Source organism: Kitasatospora sp. NPDC059646 (assembly GCF_042734615.1).
GTDB lineage: Bacteria > Actinomycetota > Actinomycetes > Streptomycetales > Streptomycetaceae > Kitasatospora.
Genome location: NZ_JBHWDS010000020.1, coordinates 110316 through 129967, shown reverse-complemented (window position 1 = coordinate 129967; position 19652 = coordinate 110316). Strand labels below are relative to the sequence as shown.

Genomic DNA, 19652 nt, shown 5'->3' with positions numbered 1-19652 from the left:
CGCGGCCCCGTCCTGCCCGGGTCCCGGCCGGGTGTGCGGGTACGGCGGTGCCGGGAGGGCCGGCGAACGGCCCTCCCGGCTGCTGTTCCGACGGAGCGTCAGGAGACGTTGAGCGCGGTGTCGTCGACCACGAAGCTGGTCTGCAGCGAGGCGTCCTCGGTGCCGGTGAACTTCAGGGTGACGCTCTGGCCGGCGTAGGCCGACAGGTCGAAGGTCTTCTGCACGTAGCCGGTGGCGGCGTTGGTGTTGGAGTAGGTCGCCAGGGTGGTGGAGTTGGCCTGGACGGTCAGCTTGTCGTAGGCGGTGGTGCCGGTCTCGGCGGTGTCGACGTGCAGCCAGAAGCTGAAGGCGGCCTTGCAGCCGGCCGGGATCGTCACGGTCTGCGAGACGGTGTCGGTGTGGGCGGAGCCGTAGCCGTCCATCCAGGCCTTCCAGGATCCGCTGTGGGCGGCCTCGGAGGTGGAGTTGTCGACGACGCCGGTGGAGGTGGTCCACGGCGCGGCGGTGCCGGTCTCGAAGCCGGCGTTGCCGAGCAGTTGGGCCGCGGTGCAGGTGCCGCCGCCGGTGCCGGCCTCGGTCCAGCTGAAGCTGGTGGAGCCGGCGGAGCCGGTGCCGTCGGTGGCGGTGACGGTGACCGAGAAGGTGCCCGCGGTGGTCGGGGTGCCGGAGATCAGGCCGGTGGAGGCGTTGATGGTCAGGCCGGCCGGGAGGCCGGTGGCCGCGTAGCCGAGGGTCTGGCCGGTCGCCGAGTCGGTGGCCTTGATCTGCAGGCTGGCGGCGGTGCCGACGGTGCCGCTCTGGCTGCCGGGGTTGGTCACGGTGACGGTGTTGGTGCCGCCGTGGGTGAGGATGGCGTGGGTGATGGCGCAGGAGTTGGTGTCGTTGGACCAGCTGGCCTGCTCGGCGAAGGTGCCGAAGGAGCCGAAGCTGACGTTGGCGGCGCCGCCGGCGGTGCCGGGCCGGAGCCAGGCGCACTCGTCGGAGTTCTCCTGGCCGTTGTACGACGAGCCGGAGACGTGGTTGGTCCAGCCGCCGGCCGGGTTCTGGTCGGACATCATCTCGTGCCACTCGTGGCCCAGGGTCATCGTCCAACCGTCCAGCGTGCCGGGCGAGTTGACGAAGCCGACGCCGCAGGAGGAGCCCATGTCGATGTTGTAGGGCTGGTTGGAGAACGCGATGTCGCCGTAGGGGGAGTTGACCGCGCCGCCGGTGAGGGTGGTGTCGCCGTTCCAGTCGTGCCAGGCGCAGTAGCCCTGGGTCGGGCTCTGGTAGTTGTCCGGGTTGGTGCCGTGCGGCGACAGGATCACGTAGTAGGCGTCGCGGTTGGCGGCGGCCGTGGTGTTGCCGAAGTGGGCGGCCGCGTTGACGGCTTCCACGCCGAGCTGGTGGCCGGTGGCGGAGGACGGGGAGGCCGCCGCGTTGTCGTACCAGACGCCGGAGAGCACGCCGCCGCTCTGGTAGGGGATGAACGCGGCGTTCGCCGGACAACTGACGGCGCCGGCGGCCACGTTGGGGCCGTCGCACCACTGGGTCAGGTCGGCGGACCAGGTCTCGCCGTTGGTGCCGATGCCCTTGAACATGTTCTGCGCGGCCTGCGCGGCGCCGGCCGAGTCGCCGGAGAACGTCAGGTTGCCGTTGGCGTCGGTGCCCTGGGTGCCCCACTGGGTGCCGTAGAACACCAGGTACACCTTGGAGTGGCCGCTCTGCACGCCGATGCCGTCGACGCCGCCGCCGTACGACAGGGTCTGCTGGCCGGTGGCGGCGGCCTGCAGCTGGTGGGCGATCAGGTCCTGCTTGTGCTTGGCGTACTGCTTCATGCCGGGGACGGTGCTCTCGGTGAGCGCCGGGCTGTACGGGTTGAACTCGTTGGAGATCCCGGACGGTCCGGGGGCGCCGTGGTGGGCCTGACCGGAGACGGCGGAGTGGGGGGTGTCGGCCTGGGCCGGGGCCGCGGTGGCGGCGAGTCCGGCGGCGGCGAGCGCCAGGGCGGCGACGCCGGTGAGCGCCGTCAGCCGTGAGCGCATGGCGGTGGGGGACGTTCCCATGTGTGGGGGCCTCTCTCCTCCGGCCGGCCGGGCCACGATGGGCACGGCGCGGCCGAGATACCTGAGCGGGGAAACAAGCGGACGGCGAGGGCAACCGGCGGCGACTGCCGCGGGCGCTTTGCGGGGTTCTCGCATTTCTGACTGTCCGCGGCCAGAAGCAAAGCAGAGCCGCTGACAGGCAGTCAATGGACGGCGTTCAGAGAAAACTCAGAAATTCGGATCGGCCCAGGCCAGGCCCGGTGGCGCGACGGAAGGTCAGGCCCCGGCAGTGTCAACAGTTTTCAACTTGGCATCCCTGTTCATGGAAGTTCGGGCGGAATTCTCGGTAATTCCTTTGCGCAGTCTTGGAATTCGGGGCAGCAAAAAGCCCGGCCTACGGCCGGGCGGGTGGAGCGGGTCGAGCGGGCCGCAGCGCTGTGGGTGCGGCGGGTGACGGCGGGTCAGGCCTGCGGCGCGCGGGACTGCACGAGGGCGACGTAGCGGACGGTGAAGACCATCGGGACGACGAAGCCGGCGATCTGCACCAGCAGGGAGCCGAGCGAGTGGCCGTGGCCGCCGTGGGCGAGCACGGCCAGCACGACGGCGGTGAGGGCGAACGCGGCGGTCCAGACGGCGGTGATCACGACGTTGACCCGGATGAACGGCTTGAGCGGCCAGATCTCGGGCGGGGTGGTGCGCTTGGCGATGCCCAGCGTGAAGGGCTTGCCGATCAGCAGCGAGGTGCCGGCGATGACGGCGAGGCAGGCGGAGGAGAGCGTCGCCGAGTAGTCGCGGATGCCGGAGTGCGGGTCGGCGAAGGCGATCACGGCGAGGACGGCGAAGTACAGCGCCGAGCCGAGCTCGATGATCAGCGCGTCGTGGGCGGCGCCGGCCGCGCGCTGCTGGAGGATGACGGCCGCGGCGACGACCAGGCCGGCCAGGGCGGCCCACTGCCACTGGGCGGAGGGGATCACCGCGAAGACGATCCAGGGCAGGAAGGTGCGCAGGTAGGACATTTCGGTTCGGTTTCCCCCTCGGTGGTCGGCCCCGCCGGGCCGTTCTCCCAGCAGGATATCCAGCCGGATCGGCCCGCACACCATCCGTCCGCGGAGCGGCTGCTGAACTGCCGTCAGCCTGACGGTGGATCAGAGGTGCCGCAGGTAGTGGGCCAGGTAGGGCGGGGTGCGGAGGGCCGGGACCTCCTCCCGGGGCACCATCCGCAGGGCCTGGCCCTCGCCGAGGACGAGCGCCCGTTCGGGCCCGTCGTAGACGGCGTGCAGGACGGTGGTGGTGTCGGCGAGCAGCGGGTGTCGCGGGGCGGGCAGCGGGCGCAGGGCGGTGACGGTGATGCCGGCTTCCTCGTGGATCTCCCGGACGGCGCAGTCGTGGGCGCTCTCGTGGCCTTCCCGCCAGCCGCCGATCGGGGCCCAGTGGCCGGGCCAGGCGATGCCGGGGTGGTCGTCGCGCAGGTTGAGCAGGACGCGTTCGCGGCCGGGGGTGGTGACCAGGACCAGGACGCCTTCGAACGCGTCGGGGCCGGTGTCGGGGTGTTCGGCGTACAGGGTGGTGCGGGCGCGGCGGGCGCGGTCGACGAGCATCAGCCGGCGGTGGTCCTGGGGGCGCATCCGGTTGCGCCAGCGCCAGAGGGTGTCGACGGCCCAGTCGGTGTGTTCGGCGGTGAGGCGGATCCGGTGCAGCTGGTCGTCGTCGAGGGTGCCGCCGTCGAAGATCCAGCCGGTCTTGGCGAGCGGCCAGCGGGTGGTGGGGGCGTGGTGCAGGACGGCGAGCAGGCGGCGCCGGGTGCCGAAGCCGTCGGCGACGGGGTCGAGGCCGAGTTCTTCGCGGGTCTCGCGCAGCGCGGTCCGCCAGGGGGTTTCTCCGGGGTCGGTGTCGCCGCCGGGCAGTTGCCAGCGATCGGGGTCCTGGGCGGAGCGCAGTTGGAACGGGTGGCCGCGCCGGTCGGTGAAGTAGAACGCGCCGTAGCTCGCGGTGAGGGCGATCCGGCGCAGGTGGTGGCCGATCGGCTGCCAGCCGGGGACGGTGCGCCGGCGCCGCAGGTGGTCGAGGAGTTCGCGGTGGTGGGCGGCGAGGTCGGGCAGCTCGTCGAGGGGCGCCCAGCGGTGGGGCGCGGTGACGGCCGGGCGGGCGGGGAGGCTTGCGGCGAAGGCGAAGTGACGGGTCGTCGGGCGGCCCGCGCCGGTGGAGTCGGCGGTGCGCAGGTAGCCGAGGTCGAGTCCGCGGAGGCCGGTCGCGGCGTGCAGGTGGCGGGCGGCGGCGGTGGGCGGGTCCTCGTCGGGGCCGAGGGGTCCGCCGGGCAGGGCGCACGGGCCGGCGGGGTGGTCGAGCAGCAGGACGTGTCCGTCGGGGTCGAGGACGACGGCAGCGGCGTCGAGGGTGTCGATGCCTTCGGCGCGGGCCTGGGCGGTGAGCTCGTGGTAGCGGATCACGGCGGTGTCCCCCTGTCGGCGTGGGCCTGCTGCCGACCCTAGGCACCTCGGGGGCCGCTGCCAATGCCCCGCGGGAGGCCTGCCGGGGGCGGAGTCACCCGAACGGCGCATTCCGGGCGGGTCGCCGTGCGGCTCGACATAAGGACGGGTTGGGTGGAGAGCGAGGCCGGCGATCTTGGTCGGTCCGGAGAGCGGATGAGGAGTGGGCGCGGTGTACTACAGCAGCGGCAATTACGAGGCGTTCGCCCGGCCCCGCAAGCCCGCGGGGGTGGACGGGAAGCGGGCCTGGTTCGTCGGCTCGGGCCTGGCCTCGCTGGCGGGTGCGGCGTTCCTGGTCCGGGACGGGCAGTTGGCGGGCGAGCGGATCACCGTTCTGGAGCAGCAGACGCTGCCGGGCGGTGCGCTGGACGGCATCAAGGAGCCGGAGCGCGGGTTCGTGGTGCGCGGCGGCCGGGAGATGGAGAACCACTTCGAGTGCCTGTGGGACCTGTTCCGCTCGGTCCCGTCGCTGGAGGTCGAGGGGGCGAGCGTCCTCGACGAGTTCTACTGGCTGAACAAGGACGACCCGAACTTCTCGCTCCAGCGCGTCACCCACCAGCAGGGCCGGGACGCGGGCACCAACGGCCTGTTCGCGCTGGGCGACCGCGCGCAGCGCGACCTGGTGAAGGTGTTCCTCGCGACCCGTGAGGAGATGGAGGACAAGCGGATCGACGAGGTGTTCGGCGAGGAGTTCCTCGGGTCGAACTTCTGGCTGTACTGGCGCACCATGTTCGCCTTCGAGCAGTGGCACTCGGCGCTGGAGATGAAGCTCTACCTGCACCGTTTCGTCCACCACATCGGCGGGCTGCCGGACTTCTCGGCGCTGAAGTTCACCAAGTACAACCAGTACGAGTCGCTGGTGCTGCCGCTGGTGAAGTGGCTGCTTGACCAGGGCGTGGTGTTCCAGTACGGCACCGAGGTCACCGACGTCGACTTCTCGTTCGCGGACGGCCGCAAGCGGGCGACGGCGCTGCACTGGGTCCGCGACGGCGAGCCGGGCGGGGTCGAACTGACCGAGGACGACCTGCTGTTCACCACGATCGGCTCGCTGACGGAGAACTCGGACAACGGCGACCAGCACACGCCGGCGAAGCTGAACGAGGGTCCGGCGCCGGCCTGGGACCTGTGGCGGCGGATCGCGGCGAAGCACCCGGACTTCGGCCGCCCGGACGTGTTCGGCTCGCACGTCCCGCAGACCAAGTGGGAGTCGGCGACGGTGACGACGCTGGACCACCGCATCCCGGAGTACATCCAGAAGGTCTGCAAGCGCGACCCGTTCTCGGGCCGGGTGGTGACCGGCGGCATCGTCACCGTCCGGGACTCGTCCTGGCTGCTGAGCTGGACGGTCAACCGGCAGCCGCACTTCAAGCAGCAGCCGAAGGACCAGATCGTGGTCTGGCTGTACTCGCTGTTCGTGGACGTGCCGGGCGACTACGTGAAGAAGCCGATGCAGGAGTGCACGGGCGAGGAGATCACCCGGGAGTGGCTGTACCACCTGGGTGTGCCGGTCGAGCAGATCGACCGGTTGGCGGCGGAGTCGGCGAAGTGCGTGCCGGTGATGATGCCGTACGTGACGTCGTTCTTCATGCCGCGCAAGGCCGGTGACCGGCCGGACGTGGTGCCGCCGGGCGCGGTGAACTTCGCCTTCATCGGCCAGTTCGCGGAGGCCGGCGACCGGGACTGCATCTTCACCACCGAGTACTCGGTCCGCACCGCCATGGAGGCCGTGTACCGGCTGCTCGGCGTGGAGCGCGGCGTGCCGGAGGTGTTCGCCTCGACGTACGACGTGCGGGCGCTGCTGAACGCGACGAGCCGGCTGCGGGACGGCAAGCCGGTGGGTCTGCCGGGCCCGCAGGTGCTGCGCAAGCGGCTGAACGCCCGTCTGGAGGGGTCGGAGATCGGCGAGTTGCTGAAGGAGTACCACCTGCTGCCGGAGTGAGTGCGCCGGCGGTCGGCGCCCCGGACGGGGAGGCCCGGGGCGCCGCCGCGGCTACTCGGTGGTGAACTCGGCCATCATCGCCATGTCCTCGTGTTCGAGGTTGTGGCAGTGCATCAGGAACCGTCCGGCGTAGTCGTTGAACCGGACGGCCACTTCGACGCCCTGGGCGGGCAGCACGTCGACGGTGTCCTTCCAGCCGGTGTCGTACCGGCCGGGGTCGCCGTTGTTGCGGCTGATCACCTGGAACGGGTCGAGGTGCAGGTGGACGGGGTGGTGGAAGTCGGTGACGAACCGCCAGATCTCGGTCCGGCCGAGCTTCGGCGCGGCCAGCGCCCGGCCGGGGCGGTAGCCCTCGCCGTTGATGGTCCAGTGGCGGTCGTCCTTCTGGAAGACGAAGGTGCGGGTGGCGACGGCCTTGGCGGGGTCCAGGCGTTCAACGGTGGACAGCCGTTCGGGCAGCCGGAACTCGTCGGCGGCCCCGTCGCCGCCGACGTCGAAGCGCAGCACCTCGGCGGTCGGTCCGCTGCCGAGCCGGTTGACCAGGCGGACCCGGGTGCCGGCCGGGTAGCGGGAGAAGTCGACCAGGACGTCGAAGCGTTCGGCGGGGGCCAGGTCGATGCTGTCGTGGCGCAGCGGGCGTTCCAGCAGTCCGCCGTCGGAGCCGATCTGGACGAGCGCGCCGCCGCCGGGCGGCTGCGGGTCGAGGGCGAGCCGCAGCCGGCGGGCGTTGGCGGCGTTCAGCAGCCGCAGCCGGTACCAGGCGCGGTCGACCCGGGCGACCGGCCAGGGTGCGCCGTTGACCAGCATGACGTCGCCGAGCACGCCGTTCATGTACGGCTCCTGGACGCCGGGTCGGCCGCCGCCGGGCTCCGGGTAGGCGAAGGAGCCGTCGGCGGCGAACGACCGGTCGGCGATCATCAGCGGCAGTTCGCGGGCGCCGTGCGGGAGTCCGAGGGCGGCCTCCTCCTCGTCGCGGACCAGGTGGAAGCCGGCCAGGCCGCGGTAGACCTGCGGGCCGGTGAAGCCCATGGTGTGGTCGTGGTACCAGAGCGTCGCGGCGCGCTGCTTCATCGGGTAGCGGTACTCGCGCTGCGGCAGGATGCTCGCGGCGTCCATGCCCGCCATGCCTTCCATGCCGCCGTGCATGGCGTGCATGTCGTGGCCGGCGGTGCCGACCAGGTCGAGCGGGTAGCCGTCGCTGTCCTGCGGGGTGTGGCCGCCGTGCAGGTGCACGGCGGTGGGCCGGGGCAGGTCGCTGCGGTGGGTGATGACGGTCCGTCGGCCGCTGCGGGACTCGATCGTGGGTCCGGGGAAGGTGCCCTGGTAGCCCCAGACCTCGGTGTCGTGGCCGGGCAGCAGTCGGGCGGTGGCGCGCCGGGCGGTGATCTCGTAGTAGTCGGCGTCGGCGTCGCTGCGGACCGGCTGCAGGACGGCCGGGATCGGCAGTTCGACCTGGTGGCGGGCGGGCAGCGGCAGCCGGCTGCGCAGCAGCTTGCCGGGCTCGCCGGGCGGCAGCAGCCTGCCGATCAGCGGTGAGGCGGCGAACGCCCCGCCGAGGCCGAGTGCGGCGGCGCCGCCCAGGCCGAGGAGCTGACGCCGCGTCGGCCGGGCGCTCATTCGGCGACCGCCGAGGCCGGCTCCGCCGCGTCCGGCTCCGACGCGTCCGACTTCGCCGCGGGCTGGGTGGGCTTGGCGGCGAAAAAGGCGTCGACGGCGAGCTTCTCGGCCATCACGAAGATGCCGACGCCCAGCGGCACGTGCAGCAGCAGGACGCGCTGGAAGCCGAGGGTCAGTTGGATGATGCAGAGCGCCGACAGGACGCCGTACTGGATGGCGTGCCGGCCCGGTACGCCGGAGACCTTCCGGGCCACCAGGGCGGCGGCGGTGGCCAGCAGGGCGACGACCGCGATGGTGAGCCCGGCCTGCATGTGGGCGTCGAGCAGCGGGTAGTAGCCCTGCAGGAAGCCTCCGGCCAGGATCGGCAGGAGCAGGGCGAGCAGCGCGACGAGCGCGGCGGCGGTGCGGAGCGCGAGCAGTGGCCAGCGCGGTGGTGTGTGGAGCTGCGGCACGAGAATTCCCCCTGGTGGGGAGGCGCGTGCGACTCCCCGGCACGGTCCGTCATGATCGGGCGGGGCCGATCATATAGTCCGCCTACAACTCAATTCGCCTCGGGGGCAAGGGAACTGACGCCGCCTCCGGCCGCGCGGCGGCGTCACCCCGGGCCGTCTCCCGGCGGCTCCAGGTGGGCCGTGACGACGAAGTTGTCGACCGCGGGGGCGTTGTCGGGCCTCTCCAGGCAGGTGACCACCACCAGCCGGCCGGGGACGTCGGCCCAGATCTCGGCCGCGTCCGGCAGTTCGGCCTTCGGGACGGTGGTGGCCCCGTCGACCGTGTAGCGGTCGCCGCCGACCATGACGACCGCGCCGGGTGCGACCCTGGAGGCGCCGGTGTCCAGCGCGAACAGGTAGTTGCCGGGGCCGACCGCGCCCCACCGCAGGGAGTGCATCGCCACGTACACGGTGCCCGTCCCGGGCGCGGTCGGGGTGCCGAGGTTGGCGATGCGGTAGGCGGAGGTGAAGCCGGGCGGCACCACCGACCCGGCGACCTCGTTCATCGATCCCAGCGGCACGTCGAGCCCGACCGAGGGGACGACGAACCGGCCCTCCCCGTCCGGCGCGGCGTCCTGCGCCCGCTTCTGCTGCGCCGACAGCCCCGCGCCCGGGTCGAGTCGGACCGGCCGTCCGTCCATGTCCAGACCCGCCACCGGCCCCGGGGCCGGTGCCGCTCCGTGCGGGGCGAGGGCGTGGCGGCCCAGCAGCGCGGCGCCGGCCAGCACGGCCCCGGCCAGCGGCAGCGCCGACCGGCCGGGGCGCCGCCGCCGGCCGGCGCCCGGGGCGGGATTCCCCAACCGCTGCTTCAGGAGCGCCTCCGGTGCCGGAGGGCGACGGCGCCCAGTCCGGTGACGGCGACCAGCAGCGTCGCCGCGCCGGCGTACGGCCACTCCAGGGGCGAGGTGCCCGGGCCGGCCAGCGAGCCGCCGGTGTCCACCGACGGGCCTCCGGGGCGGCCGTGCCCCGGCGACCGGGTGGGCCGGGGTGTCGGTGCGGCGACCGGCAGTTCGGCGGCGGCGGGTTCGGAGGTGAGCGTGCCCCCGTCGGGCAGCACGCCGGAGGCGGTGACGGTGTTGCGCAGCGCGCCGCCGGCGGCGAGGTCGGCCGCGGTGACGGTGTACGTCGCGGTGCAGTGGGTGGACGCCCCCGGGGCGAGGGTGCCGCCCGGTGCGGTGGGCGCGCAGCTGAGCGGGCCGAGCGTTCCGGTGCCGGAGAACCCGCTGTCGTCGATCGCGAGTGCGGTCAGCGGCACGTTGCCGGTGTTGTGCACGTCGACGGCGTACGTCACCAGGTCGCCGGCGGCGGCGAGTTCGGCGGTCGGCCGGCCTGCGGCGTCGGTGGCGGCGGCCGTCTTCGCGACCGACAGCCCGGGGGCCGCCCCGCCGACGACGATGGTGTACTCGCGGGTCGCGGCGCCGTCGACGGGGTCGGAGACCCGGGCGGTGAAGGTGTGGCTGCCGGCGGCGGTGGGCGTGCCGGTGACCGTCCCGTCCGGGTTCAGCGTCAGCCCCGGCGGCAGGGCGCCGCCGGCCACGGTCCAGGTGAGCTGCGGGTTCGGGTTCTCGGTGGTCGCCTCGATCACGTCCGTGTAGGCGACGCCGACGGTCCCGTCGTGCAGGCGCTCGGTGATGATGCACGGCGGCTGGGTGAGTCCGCCGAACAGGTTCTGGTTCCACCCGGAGAAGGTGTTGCAGATCAGCGTGGTGGTCGCGGCGGCGCCGGAGTAGCCCGCCGCGCCGTACCCCCAGAAGTCGCGCAGCGGCGGCGCGAGGGGCGACCGGGCGAGGTCGTTGTGGGAGAGGGTGATGTCGGTGCCGCCGGTGACGTTGATCCCGATGTCGGCGCCGTTCGGCCCGGTGATCGTGTTGTGGTCGACCGTCAGGTGGTTGGCGGTGAACAGCAGCATGCCGGTGGAGCTGCTGACCGGGTTGTCGGCCGTGTACGTGACCACGGTGTTGTGGGTGAAGGTGCCGCCGGAGTTGAAGTACTGCACCGAGTTCTGCGCGATGTTGCCGGTGGCCGGCGGCGGGGGAAGCGGGACGGTGGTGTCCGGCGGTCCGAGCAGGGAGCCGGTGACGTTCATGGTCGCGGCGCCGTTGGCGGTCAGCCCGTTCTTCTGGAAGTCCGAGACGCGGACGTCGGTGACCGTGACGGTCTGCGGGCCTCCGGCGGTGGCGTCCACCAGGATGCCCTGGCCGACGTTGTAGGTCTGGTGCCGGGTGATGCCGGTGACCGTCACGTTCGACACCGAGCCCGACGCGGACAGGAACCTGATTCCGAAGTACGCCGCGTTGGTGGTGGCGTCGTCGGGTCTCCGGGGCAGGTAGTCGCCCTGCACGGTCAGGTTCGCGATGGTCATCGTGGTGGCGCCGGGGGCGTTGCCCACCACCGGGCCCAGCAGCGGATCGGCGGCGGACCGGTCGGTGGCGGTGATGGTGTGGCCGGCGCCGTCCAGGGTGAACCCGTCCGGGACGGTGAGGTTGTCCGTCGTGGTGCAGTCCCCGGTCAGCGTGATCGTCGTGCCGGAGGTGGTCGAGGCCGTGCAGACGGTGCGGATGTCCAGGGTCGCCGCGGCGGCGGGGGACGCCGCCCACAGCGACGAGCCCGCCACCGCGGCCGCCCCCAGCCAGTGGACCGGACCGGACCACCGCCGCCGGGCGTCCCGGGGCGGGGGCCCCGCCGTCGTGCCGGAATGTGACGCTCTGATCATCTGACTACCTCCCCCCGGAGGTTAGGGCTCGAACCATCGGACCCGCCCGCCAACACACCGGGCGGCCAAGGGCCCTGACGGCCGATCACCCGTTCACCGGACACCGGGCCGACCGGTGCATCAGCCTCTCGACATCAAGCATCTTGATATCGAGAGACTTCTCCGGCAGAGTGCTCCCGGTACGGATGAACGACGGCTGGACACCGCGCTGCCCCGGCGCAGGGCGGTGGGAACGGGGTGGCGAGGATGACGGGGCGGAACAGGGAACGCGACGGCGGTGAGCCCGGGCTGCTGGCCCAGCTGCGCCGCCCGCCCGGCGGGGCGGCCGGGCGGACCATGCTGCTGACGGTGTTCACCGACCGGACCGGCTCGGGGGTCTGGGCGGCGGCGTGCGTGCTGTACTTCACCGAGGTGGAGCACCTGACGGCCGGTCGGGTCGGACTGCTGCTCGGCATCGCCTCGGTGGCCGGGATCGCCGGATCGCCGCTCGCCGGACGGCTGGCCGCGTCCTTCGGCAGCCGGCCGGTGCTGATCGGGTGCCACCTGGTGCGGGCGGTCGCGCTCGCGGCGGTGCTGCTCTGCTCCTCGTTCGCCGCACTGCTCGGCCTGGTCGCGGTCACCGCGCTGGGCGACCGGGCGGCGCGCGCGATGGAGATGCTGTTCGCCACCGACGTGGCGGGCGACCGCCGTTCGGTGTACCGGGCGCTGTCCCGGACGGCGATGAACGCCGGCTACGCGGCGGGCGCCGGCCTGGCCGCGATCGGCCTCGCGGTGGGCACGGCGACCGCGTACCGGGCGCTGCTGCTCGCCGACGTCGGCTCGTTCCTGCTGTCGGCTGCGCTGGTGGCGGGGATCCGGGAGCCGGGGCGCCGGGGCCGGGTGGTCGCCGGGTCCGACCGGCAGGCGCCGGACGCGGCCGACGGACCCCGGCCGAGCCCGTGGCGGGACGGCGGCTACCTGCGCTTCGTGGCGCTGGACTGCGCGCTGACCGTCGACGACGCGATCCTCAACGTCGGGCTGCCGCTGTGGCTGATCCACGCCACCGGCGCACCGCACGCCCTGGTCCCGGCCTTCCTGGCGATCAACACGGTACTGGTGGTGGTCGCCCAACTGCGGGTCTCCGCCCGGGTCCGGACGGCCCGTCAGGCGGTGCGCGCCGCACCGCTGTACGGCTTCGCGGTACTGGGCTGCTGCGCGGCGGCGGCCGCCGCGCACGGCCCGGGGCCGGTGCTCGCCTCGGTGCTGCTGCTGGCGTCCGCGGTGCTGGTGACCTTCGCCGAACTGCTGCGCTCGGTGGTGTCCTGGGAGCTGTCGGTCGCGCTGGCCCCGGAGCGGGCCCGCCCCGAGTACCTCGGGGTGGCCGGCATGGCCCAGTCCACCGAGAAGGCGGCGGGCCCGCTGCTGCTGACCGGCGCGGTGCTGTCGACCGGCCCGCTGGGCTGGCTCGCCCTGGGCCTGGCAACCACCGTCGCGGCCTACGCCCAGCGGCACTTCAGCGCGGCCCGGCTGGCCGCGCCCGGCCCGGGGCCGGCCCCCGCCGGGCTGCCGGCGCCCTCCACCTCTACCTCTACCTGCTGAGTTCGTCCACCGTCCCGACCACCGTGCCGAACAGGTCGCCGACGGTGGCGAGCGCGGCGGCGTGCAGCACGGCCGCGGGCAGCACGCCGCCGTCCGGGCCGGGCAGGGCCCGGGTGGCGCTCGCCTCGGCGACCACGGTCGGCCGGTAGCCGTTCCGGAACGCGCCCTGTGCGGTGAAGGCGACGCACATGTGCGTCATGAATCCGGCGATCACCAGGTCGGGTCGCTCCGGTCCGGCCCCGAGTCCGGTCAGCACCTGCGCCAGTTCGGTGGCGTGGAAGGCGTCCGGGAAGGTCTTCACCACCACCGGTTCGCCGTCGGCCGGGGCGAGTTCGGCGCTGATCGCCCCGATCTCGGCCCGGATGTCGTAGGGCGTGCCGGGTCCGCCGTCGTTGACCACGTGCACCACCGGCGTCCCGGCGGCCCGGGCGGCGGCCAGCAGCCGGGCGGCGGCGGCGAGCGCCTGCTCGGCGCCGTCCAGGGCCATCACGCCCCGGCGGTAGGTGTTCTGGTAGTCGATCAGCACCAGTGTGGCGTCGGCCAGCCGGGGCGGGGTGTCGTCCAGGCCGATGACGCGGCGCAGCGTGGCGGACGGCGCGGAGGCGCCGGGGGGTGGGGTAATAGTCATGGACATGCCAGATCACTCTCTCTGCGGGGGCGGGACCGGACCGACGGGGTGTCAGCCGGTGGTCGTGGCGGTGCGGAAGCGCCGCCGGTACGCGGCGGGCGTGGTGCCCAGGCGGCGGCGCAGGGCGCGGTGCAGGGTCTCGACGGAGCCGAGTCCGCAGGCCGCGGCGATCCGGTCGAGGGGCTGGTCGGTGCTCTCCAGCAGGCGCCGGGCGGCTTCGACCCGGGCGGCCTCGACGTAGGCGGCGGGGGTGCTGCCGGTCTCCTGCCGGAAGACCCGGGCGAAGTGCCGTTCGCTGAGGCACATCCGGGCGGCGAGCGCGGCGGCGGACAGGTCGCCGTCGAGGTGTTCGGCGATGTGCAGGCGCAGGTCGTCGAGGTCGCGCCGGGCGGTGGGCGGGCTGCTGAGCGGGACGGAGAACTGGCTCTGGCCGCCCTGCCGCTTGAGGTACATGACGAGGTGTCGGGCGACCGCGAGGGCCAGCTCCTCGCCGTGGTCGTCGGCGACCAGGGCGAGGGCCAGGTCCATGCAGGCGCTGATGCCGGCGCCGGTCCAGATCCGGCCGGAGCGGACGAAGATCGGGTCCGGGTCGACGGTCACCGCGGGGTGGTCGGCGGCCAGTTGGGCGGCGGTGGACCAGTGGGTGGTGGCGGTGCGGCCGTCGAGCAGTCCGGCGGCGGCCAGCAGGTGGGCGCCGACGCAGACCGAGGCCACCCGGCGGGCGGAGGGCGCGGCGGTGCGCACCCACTCCACCACCTCGGGGTCGATCCGGGCCCGGAACCCGTCCGGGCCCGGTTCCACGGCGCCGGGCACCAGCAGGGTGTCCACCAGTCCGGCCACCTGGTCGAACGTCAGGTCGGCGAGCAGTCGGACGCCCGCCGCGGTGCGGACCGGCCCGGCGGTCGGCCCGGCGAGCTCCACCCGGTAGCCCGCCCGGCCGCCGGTCTCCCGGTTGGCCAGCGCGAACACCTCGGCGGGGCCGGTCACGTCGAGCAGGTCGACGTCCGGGAAGACCGCGATGACGATGCGGCGGCTCGGCTGGCTGGTGGGCATGGCCCCATCCTCCGGTGCCGGCCGGGACGTCCGCAATGACGGACTTCCGTCAGATCCGGCCATGGCCGCGCACCGCCGAGACGTCGAACGCCCCCGGGCGGGGCCGGCCCCCGCCGGGGTGCGGGGGCGCGGGGTCAGCGGCGTTCCTGGCCGAACAGGTCGACCCGGATCGGCTCGACGGCCGGGCCCTCGCCGGGTTCGGGGTCCTGCGGGGAGAACGCGATCGCCAGGCCGGCGACGGCGAGCACCACCACGATGCCGACGGCCACCGGCAGCGCGAACTGGGAGGCCGGGACGCCGGTGCCGCGGGGCCGGCCGTCCAGGGTGACGGTGACGGCGGCCATCGCCGTGTAGTGCATGGCGACCACCGCGACGCCGGCGATCAGAGCGGCGCCGAGCGCCGCCCCGAGGCCCTTGACGTTCAGCGTCATCCAGAGCGCGGCCGTGGCCGCGGCGATCGCGATCGCGACCGAGGCGACCACCAGTGCGGAGTCGTAGGAGACCTTGCCCTCGACCTGCATGGCGGCCATCCCGAGGTAGTGCATCACCGCGACGCCGCAGCCGGTCAGCACGCCGCTGACCAGCAGGGTGCCGGTGCCGCGCCCCCGGTAGCCGACGTAGCCGACGCCGAGGCCGACCACGACGACGGCGACCAGCAGGCTGAGCAGCGTCAGCGGAATGTCGTAGACCAGGGTGGAGGCGTCCACCATGAATCCGAGCATCGCGATGAAGTGCATCGACCAGATTCCGCAGCCGAACGCCCCGGCCGCCAGCGCCAGCCAGCCGGCCCGCCTGCGCGGCGGGAGCGTCATGGCCCGGGCGGTGCACCGCAGTCCGATGGCCGCTCCCGCGCACGCGATCAGGTACGCGGCCACCGGGTTCACCCACCCGTACTGGAAGCCGTCGAGGTGGGCCATGGTGCCGTGATTCATGGGAGGGGGGTCCGATCGGAAATACGAAATGCTCGTGCGAGATTGCCAGAAAGGAGAATACCGTCCGGTAACCACTGGTCCGTACCACTGCGCACGCGCGGCCTTTACTCCGCCTTTTCCTTCCGTGCGCCATCTCCACATCCAGCGGCGCCCCGGGCCGCACTCCGGCTGCGGCATGGCAGTCTTGACGCTCATGGAGGACGACACCGCGGACCGGGCCGAGCTGCCGCCGCTGCTGATCGTGGACGGCGCGAACGTCGTCGGTTCGGTCCCCGACGGCTGGTGGCGCGACCGGCGCGGGGCGGCGGAACGGCTGCGCGACGCGCTGGCGGACGTCGCCCGCACCGGACTCCCGGACGTACCCGGACCGCTGACGGTCGTTCTGGTGGTGGAGGGCGCGGCCCGCGGGGTGGCCTCGCTGCCCGAGGTGCGGGTGGAGTCCGCCGCCGGCAGCGGCGACGACCGCATCGTCGAACTCGTCGCCGCTGCCGGGCCGTCGCGCCGCCGCCTGGTCGTCACCGCCGACCGCGGCCTCCGCGACCGCGTCACCGCCCTCGGCGCCACTCCCCTGGGCCCGCGCACCGTCCGCCGCCCCACCGCCCGCTGACGCTCCCTCAGGACGCGGACCACCGGTGCGCCCCGGAGCCGGCGCCGAGCGGGAACGCGTCCTCGCGGCCGGCCTCGCGCGCCACGGCGGCGACCACCGCCGCGGCCGGGCGCCGGGACCGCCTCCTCGGCCGTCTCAGCCCGACGCCCCGTCACTCCACGGATCGTCGGCCGGCGCCGCGGGGACGTCCGCCGGGAGCATCTCGCCGAGGCACCTGCGCAGGCCGGGGCCGGTGAAGTCGACCCAGGCGAGCCACGGCACCGGCTGGAGCAGGTCGTCGTACTGGCGGATGCCGGGATCCGCCAGGAGGGCCCGGAGCTCGTCCGGGGCGGGGTCGGCGACCAGGCACAGCCAGGCCAGTCCGGCCCCGATCCGGACCTCGGTCGGCTGCCCCGGATCCGACCAGAGTTCCCGGGCCCACCCGGGAGCGCGGTCGTCCCCGTGCTCGCGGGCGAGTTGGGCGATCGCCAGGACCAGGCTCACCCGGACCACCGCGTCCTCCTCCCGCCCCAGCCGGAGCCGCAGGGCCGAGGTGACGTCCGAGGGCTCGCCGGTCGCCGCCGCCAGGACGTAGGCGGTCATGGCGCGGACCTCGGGGTCCGGGTCGGAGAGCAGCGGGAGCAGCAGGTGCAGGTCCTCGGTGACGGCCCGGCGGGCGGCCTGGATCGTCCAGTCCACCGGGCACATCGTGCTGCCCTCGATCGTCAACGGCTCCTCGGCGACCCGGAGCAGGCCTTCCCGCGATCCGTCCCCCATGTGCTGGCACCGGCCGATCTCGGCGACCAGGCGGAGGATCCGGGCCCGGAGGCCGGGCTGCCCGGCCGCCGCGGTCCGGAGCAGGAACGGCACGGCCAGTGCTCCCACCGCGATCGTGCCGCCCTGGTGGTGCAGCCTGTCCCAGAGCTGCCCGAGCGCCTTGTCGGCGGCGTCCGCCTCCTCGGAGCCGAGCGCCGCGAGGAGCCCGGGGATCTCCTCGCCCGGGCCGTAGAAGTGCGGGAACCGCTGCCAGGGGACGGCCTCGTACCGGAACCCGTCCTTGACCTCCCGTGCCATGGCGGCCACGACGGTCCGCACGTCGCTGTCCGTGCCGACCTGCCCTTCCGGCCAGTCGGCCCAGAGGTCGTCGTCCACGGCTCGGCCTCCGGTTCACCGACAGCATTCGAAGGCGCGGAGTCTAGCGCAGGAGTGATCGGCCGTCGGACGGCGCGGTGTCAGGTCAGCGAGCGCAGGACGTCGACCTCGCAGCCCGGGGCGAAGGCGTCGAAGCCGTGTTCCAGCAGCCAGCGGACGGCGAGCAGGCTGCGCAATGACCACCAGGCCCGGATCACGTCGAGGTCGACGGCGGTGCCGTAGCCGGCGAGCAGGTCGGCGAGGTGTTCCTGGTGGCCGAGTACGAAGGTGGCGAGGTCGTAGAGGGCGTCGCCCTGCCCCGCCTCGGACCAGTCGATGATGCCGGTGACCTTGTCGCCGTCGACGAAGAGGTGGGCGATCTGCAGGTCGCCGTGGGTGAATGCCGGCGTCCACGGCCGGAGGGCGGCCTCGGCGATCCGCCGGCTGCGGGCGACCAGGTCGGCGGGCAGGATGCCGGTCCGCACCAACTGCTCGCACTCCTCGTCGAGTTCGGCCGCCAGCGCGGCGCTGCTCCGCCCGGCCCGGCCGCGCCGGGGCGGCAGCGGTGCGTCGTGCAGCGTCCGGATGGCGGCCCCTGCGGCGGCCCACGCCGCCGGGGAGCCGGTCACCGGGCCGCCGAGGCGCCCGAGCGTCGTCCCGGGAACCGCGGCGAGGGCGAGCACGGGCGGCTTGCGCCACAGCACCCGCGGGGTCGGGACGGGTGCCAGGGACATCGCCTCGACCTCGACGTCGATGCGCGCCTGGTCGGCGTCCACCTTCAGGAACACGTCGCCGACGCGCAGGGTCGCCCGCTCGGAGTGGGCGACGACGACTTCGACCTCATCCATGGCCGACCAGTATCCCCGCCGTGCGCCCCGAGCGCTGCACCCTCAACCCGGCCGGTCGGTCCGGAAGTTCGACCGAGGAGGCGGATTCCCCGAACGGTCGGGCCGTCGCCGCCCGCCTCGAGTAGCGTGACGTCCCGTGATCGACTCCGAGACCGAGATCGACGCGGATCTGGTCCGCGACCTGCTCCGCGAACAGCACCCGGACCTCGCCGGACTGCCCGTCCGCGAGGTGGACGGCGGCTGGGGCAACCGGATGTGGCGCCTCGGCGACGAGTTGGCGGTCCGCATGCAGCGCATGGACACCGGCCCCGACCTGCAACTCAAGGAGCGCCGGTGGCTGCCGGTCCTCGCCCCCCGGCTGCCCCTGCCGATCCCCGTGCCCGTGCGCAGCGGTGCGCCCTCCGCCCGCTTCCCGAAGATCTGGACCGTCATGACCTGGGTCGAGGGCACGCCTCTCGACCACGGCTCGATCGCCCGCGGCGGGCACGCGGCCGAGGCGCTGGCGGGATTCCTCCGCGCCCTGCACGTCGAGGCCCCCGCCGACGCGCCGCCCGCCTCGGACTTCGGCGCGCACCCGAAGGACTGCCGGGACGGCTTCGAGCACTTCCTCCGGTCCGCCGCACCCGCCGACCTCACCGACGACATCCGCGAGGTCTGGAACGACGCGGTGACGGCCCCGGCCTGGGCGGGTCCGCCGCTGTGGGTGCACGGCGACCTGCACCCCGCGAACGTCGTCGTCGCGGACGGGACCCTGGCGGGCGTCGTCGACTTCGGCGCCCTCTTCGCCGGCGACCCGGCCTGGGACCTCGCGGCCGCCTGGCTGCTTCTCCCCGCGGGCGGCGCCTCCCGCTTCTTCGACTGCTACGCCCGGGCCGACGAGGCGTCGGTCCGCCGTGCCCGCGGACTCGCCGCGATGAAGAGCCTGTTCCTGCTGCTGATGGGCCTGAGCGGTGACCGCGGCCTGCCCGGCGGCAAGCCCCACTGGGGCCCGATCGGCCGGTCGGCCCTCGACCGTGTGCTCGAAGGCCTCTGACGCCCCGTCGGCCGGCGCGGGCTCGGCGCTCCGGCGGCCGGGCCACCGAGGGGTCCGGCCCCCGCCGGACCGAGTCGTCAGCCGTACGGGTTGACGGCCCGGAAGCGGACGGTGTCAGTGCGCCGGTCGAACCACAGCCTGAGGGAGCGGCCGTCGGCCTCGCTGTCGAGCTCGTCGGACCGGATCCACTGCGGGTTCTTCGGCCCTCGGCCCTTGAGCGGCTTCTCGAACCAGCTGGAGAACTCGTCGGGGCTGTCCGCGGGGACGAAGCCGTGCGACTCCGTCAGCCGGTCGAGCTTCCCGGAGGAGAGCCGGGCGAATCCCGAGACGGCCAGCTCCGGCGACGGCGTACCCCGGTCGTCGTTGTCCCGACTGCTCACCCACGTGGCGTCGGTGAGCGGGCCCAGTAGGGGAAACGCCTGCTCCAGCGGCCCGGCGTCGGTGTGCCGACCACTCGGCGCACCGGTGGCCAGTTGCCGCAGGCCCCACCAGACGGGCACGGCCGCCAGCCCAACCCCGATCAGCTTCCGTCGGTCCACAGCCGCCCCTCGCCCCTGACGTCGCACGGCACCTTGGCCATGGCGGCGACGATA

Annotated in this window: 17 protein-coding genes; 4 read left to right on the top strand and 13 right to left on the bottom strand. The window is 73.8% G+C overall.

All coding sequences use genetic code 11. The annotated features are described in order from the left end of the window. Positions 1–98: 98 nt before the first annotated feature. From ACFV1L_RS17035 to ACFV1L_RS17025, 3 genes are all read right to left on the bottom strand, one after another. Positions 99–2045, bottom strand: a complete 1947-nt coding sequence (locus ACFV1L_RS17035) for a putative Ig domain-containing protein (RefSeq protein ID WP_380366584.1) — start codon at positions 2043–2045, stop codon at positions 99–101. A gap of 440 nt (positions 2046–2485) precedes the next feature. Beyond that, positions 2486–3040 (bottom strand): hypothetical protein, encoded by a 555-nt coding sequence (locus tag ACFV1L_RS17030; RefSeq protein WP_380366583.1) that lies wholly within the window; start codon positions 3038–3040, stop codon positions 2486–2488. Positions 3041–3169: 129 nt separating this feature from the next. Beyond that, on the bottom strand, positions 3170–4471 hold the full coding sequence (locus ACFV1L_RS17025) for an NUDIX domain-containing protein (RefSeq protein WP_380366581.1): 1302 nt from the start codon (positions 4469–4471) through the stop codon (positions 3170–3172). Positions 4472–4682: 211 nt separating this feature from the next. Between ACFV1L_RS17025 and ACFV1L_RS17020 the strand changes: the two genes are divergently transcribed. Beyond that, positions 4683–6449 carry an oleate hydratase gene (locus ACFV1L_RS17020; RefSeq protein ID WP_380366580.1) on the top strand — a complete coding sequence of 589 codons (1767 nt, stop codon included), beginning with the start codon at positions 4683–4685 and terminating at the stop codon, positions 6447–6449. A gap of 51 nt (positions 6450–6500) precedes the next feature. On the opposite strand, the gene ACFV1L_RS17015 is transcribed toward ACFV1L_RS17020, so the two are convergent. The 4 genes from ACFV1L_RS17015 to ACFV1L_RS17000 all read right to left on the bottom strand — a co-directional run bounded on the left by ACFV1L_RS17015 (position 6501) and on the right by ACFV1L_RS17000 (position 11270). After that, the gene (locus tag ACFV1L_RS17015; RefSeq protein WP_380366579.1) at positions 6501–8066 is read right to left on the bottom strand and encodes a multicopper oxidase family protein; all 1566 of its coding nucleotides are present in this window, start codon (positions 8064–8066) and stop codon (positions 6501–6503) included. Beyond that, the gene (locus ACFV1L_RS17010) at positions 8063–8518 is read right to left on the bottom strand and encodes a hypothetical protein (RefSeq protein ID WP_380366577.1); all 456 of its coding nucleotides are present in this window, start codon (positions 8516–8518) and stop codon (positions 8063–8065) included. The genes ACFV1L_RS17015 and ACFV1L_RS17010 overlap by 4 nt, the downstream gene beginning before the upstream one ends. A 143-nt stretch (positions 8519–8661) precedes the next feature. Beyond that, on the bottom strand, positions 8662–9357 hold the full coding sequence (locus tag ACFV1L_RS17005) for a class F sortase (RefSeq protein ID WP_380366576.1): 696 nt from the start codon (positions 9355–9357) through the stop codon (positions 8662–8664). A gap of 8 nt (positions 9358–9365) precedes the next feature. Continuing rightward, positions 9366–11270 carry a hypothetical protein gene (locus tag ACFV1L_RS17000; RefSeq protein WP_380366575.1) on the bottom strand — a complete coding sequence of 635 codons (1905 nt, stop codon included), beginning with the start codon at positions 11268–11270 and terminating at the stop codon, positions 9366–9368. A 246-nt stretch (positions 11271–11516) separates the two neighbouring features. Between ACFV1L_RS17000 and ACFV1L_RS16995 the strand changes: the two genes are divergently transcribed. Continuing rightward, positions 11517–12848, top strand: a complete 1332-nt coding sequence (locus tag ACFV1L_RS16995) for an MFS transporter (RefSeq protein WP_380366573.1) — start codon at positions 11517–11519, stop codon at positions 12846–12848. On the opposite strand, the gene ACFV1L_RS16990 is transcribed toward ACFV1L_RS16995, so the two are convergent. From ACFV1L_RS16990 to ACFV1L_RS16980, 3 genes are all read right to left on the bottom strand, one after another. Further along, a complete protein-coding gene (locus tag ACFV1L_RS16990) occupies positions 12838–13482 on the bottom strand; it encodes an isochorismatase family protein (protein WP_380366571.1) in 645 nt (214 codons plus the stop codon). The two genes, ACFV1L_RS16995 and ACFV1L_RS16990, sit on opposite strands and share 11 nt — an antisense overlap. Positions 13483–13527: 45 nt before the next feature. After that, positions 13528–14529 (bottom strand): GlxA family transcriptional regulator, encoded by a 1002-nt coding sequence (locus ACFV1L_RS16985; protein WP_380366569.1) that lies wholly within the window; start codon positions 14527–14529, stop codon positions 13528–13530. A 134-nt stretch (positions 14530–14663) separates the two neighbouring features. Then, positions 14664–15461 (bottom strand): MHYT domain-containing protein, encoded by a 798-nt coding sequence (locus ACFV1L_RS16980; protein ID WP_380366567.1) that lies wholly within the window; start codon positions 15459–15461, stop codon positions 14664–14666. A gap of 193 nt (positions 15462–15654) precedes the next feature. Between ACFV1L_RS16980 and ACFV1L_RS16975 the strand changes: the two genes are divergently transcribed. Next, positions 15655–16068 carry an NTP pyrophosphohydrolase gene (locus ACFV1L_RS16975; RefSeq protein WP_380366565.1) on the top strand — a complete coding sequence of 138 codons (414 nt, stop codon included), beginning with the start codon at positions 15655–15657 and terminating at the stop codon, positions 16066–16068. Between the two features lie 135 nt (positions 16069–16203). Here ACFV1L_RS16975 and ACFV1L_RS16970 read toward each other — a convergent pair whose 3' ends face one another. Then, entirely contained in the window at positions 16204–17199 is a 996-nt protein-coding gene (locus ACFV1L_RS16970; protein ID WP_380366563.1) for a hypothetical protein, read from the bottom strand. Positions 17200–17279: 80 nt separating this feature from the next. Continuing rightward, on the bottom strand, positions 17280–18026 hold the full coding sequence (locus ACFV1L_RS16965) for a phosphotransferase family protein (RefSeq protein WP_380366562.1): 747 nt from the start codon (positions 18024–18026) through the stop codon (positions 17280–17282). A gap of 136 nt (positions 18027–18162) precedes the next feature. On the opposite strand from ACFV1L_RS16965, the gene ACFV1L_RS16960 reads away from it, so the two are divergent. Then, positions 18163–19059 (top strand): aminoglycoside phosphotransferase family protein, encoded by an 897-nt coding sequence (locus ACFV1L_RS16960; RefSeq protein WP_380366560.1) that lies wholly within the window; start codon positions 18163–18165, stop codon positions 19057–19059. A gap of 77 nt (positions 19060–19136) precedes the next feature. Here the strand turns inward: ACFV1L_RS16960 and ACFV1L_RS16955 are convergent, their stop codons facing one another. Further along, positions 19137–19598 (bottom strand): hypothetical protein, encoded by a 462-nt coding sequence (locus tag ACFV1L_RS16955; RefSeq protein ID WP_380366559.1) that lies wholly within the window; start codon positions 19596–19598, stop codon positions 19137–19139. Positions 19599–19652: the final 54 nt, after the last annotated feature.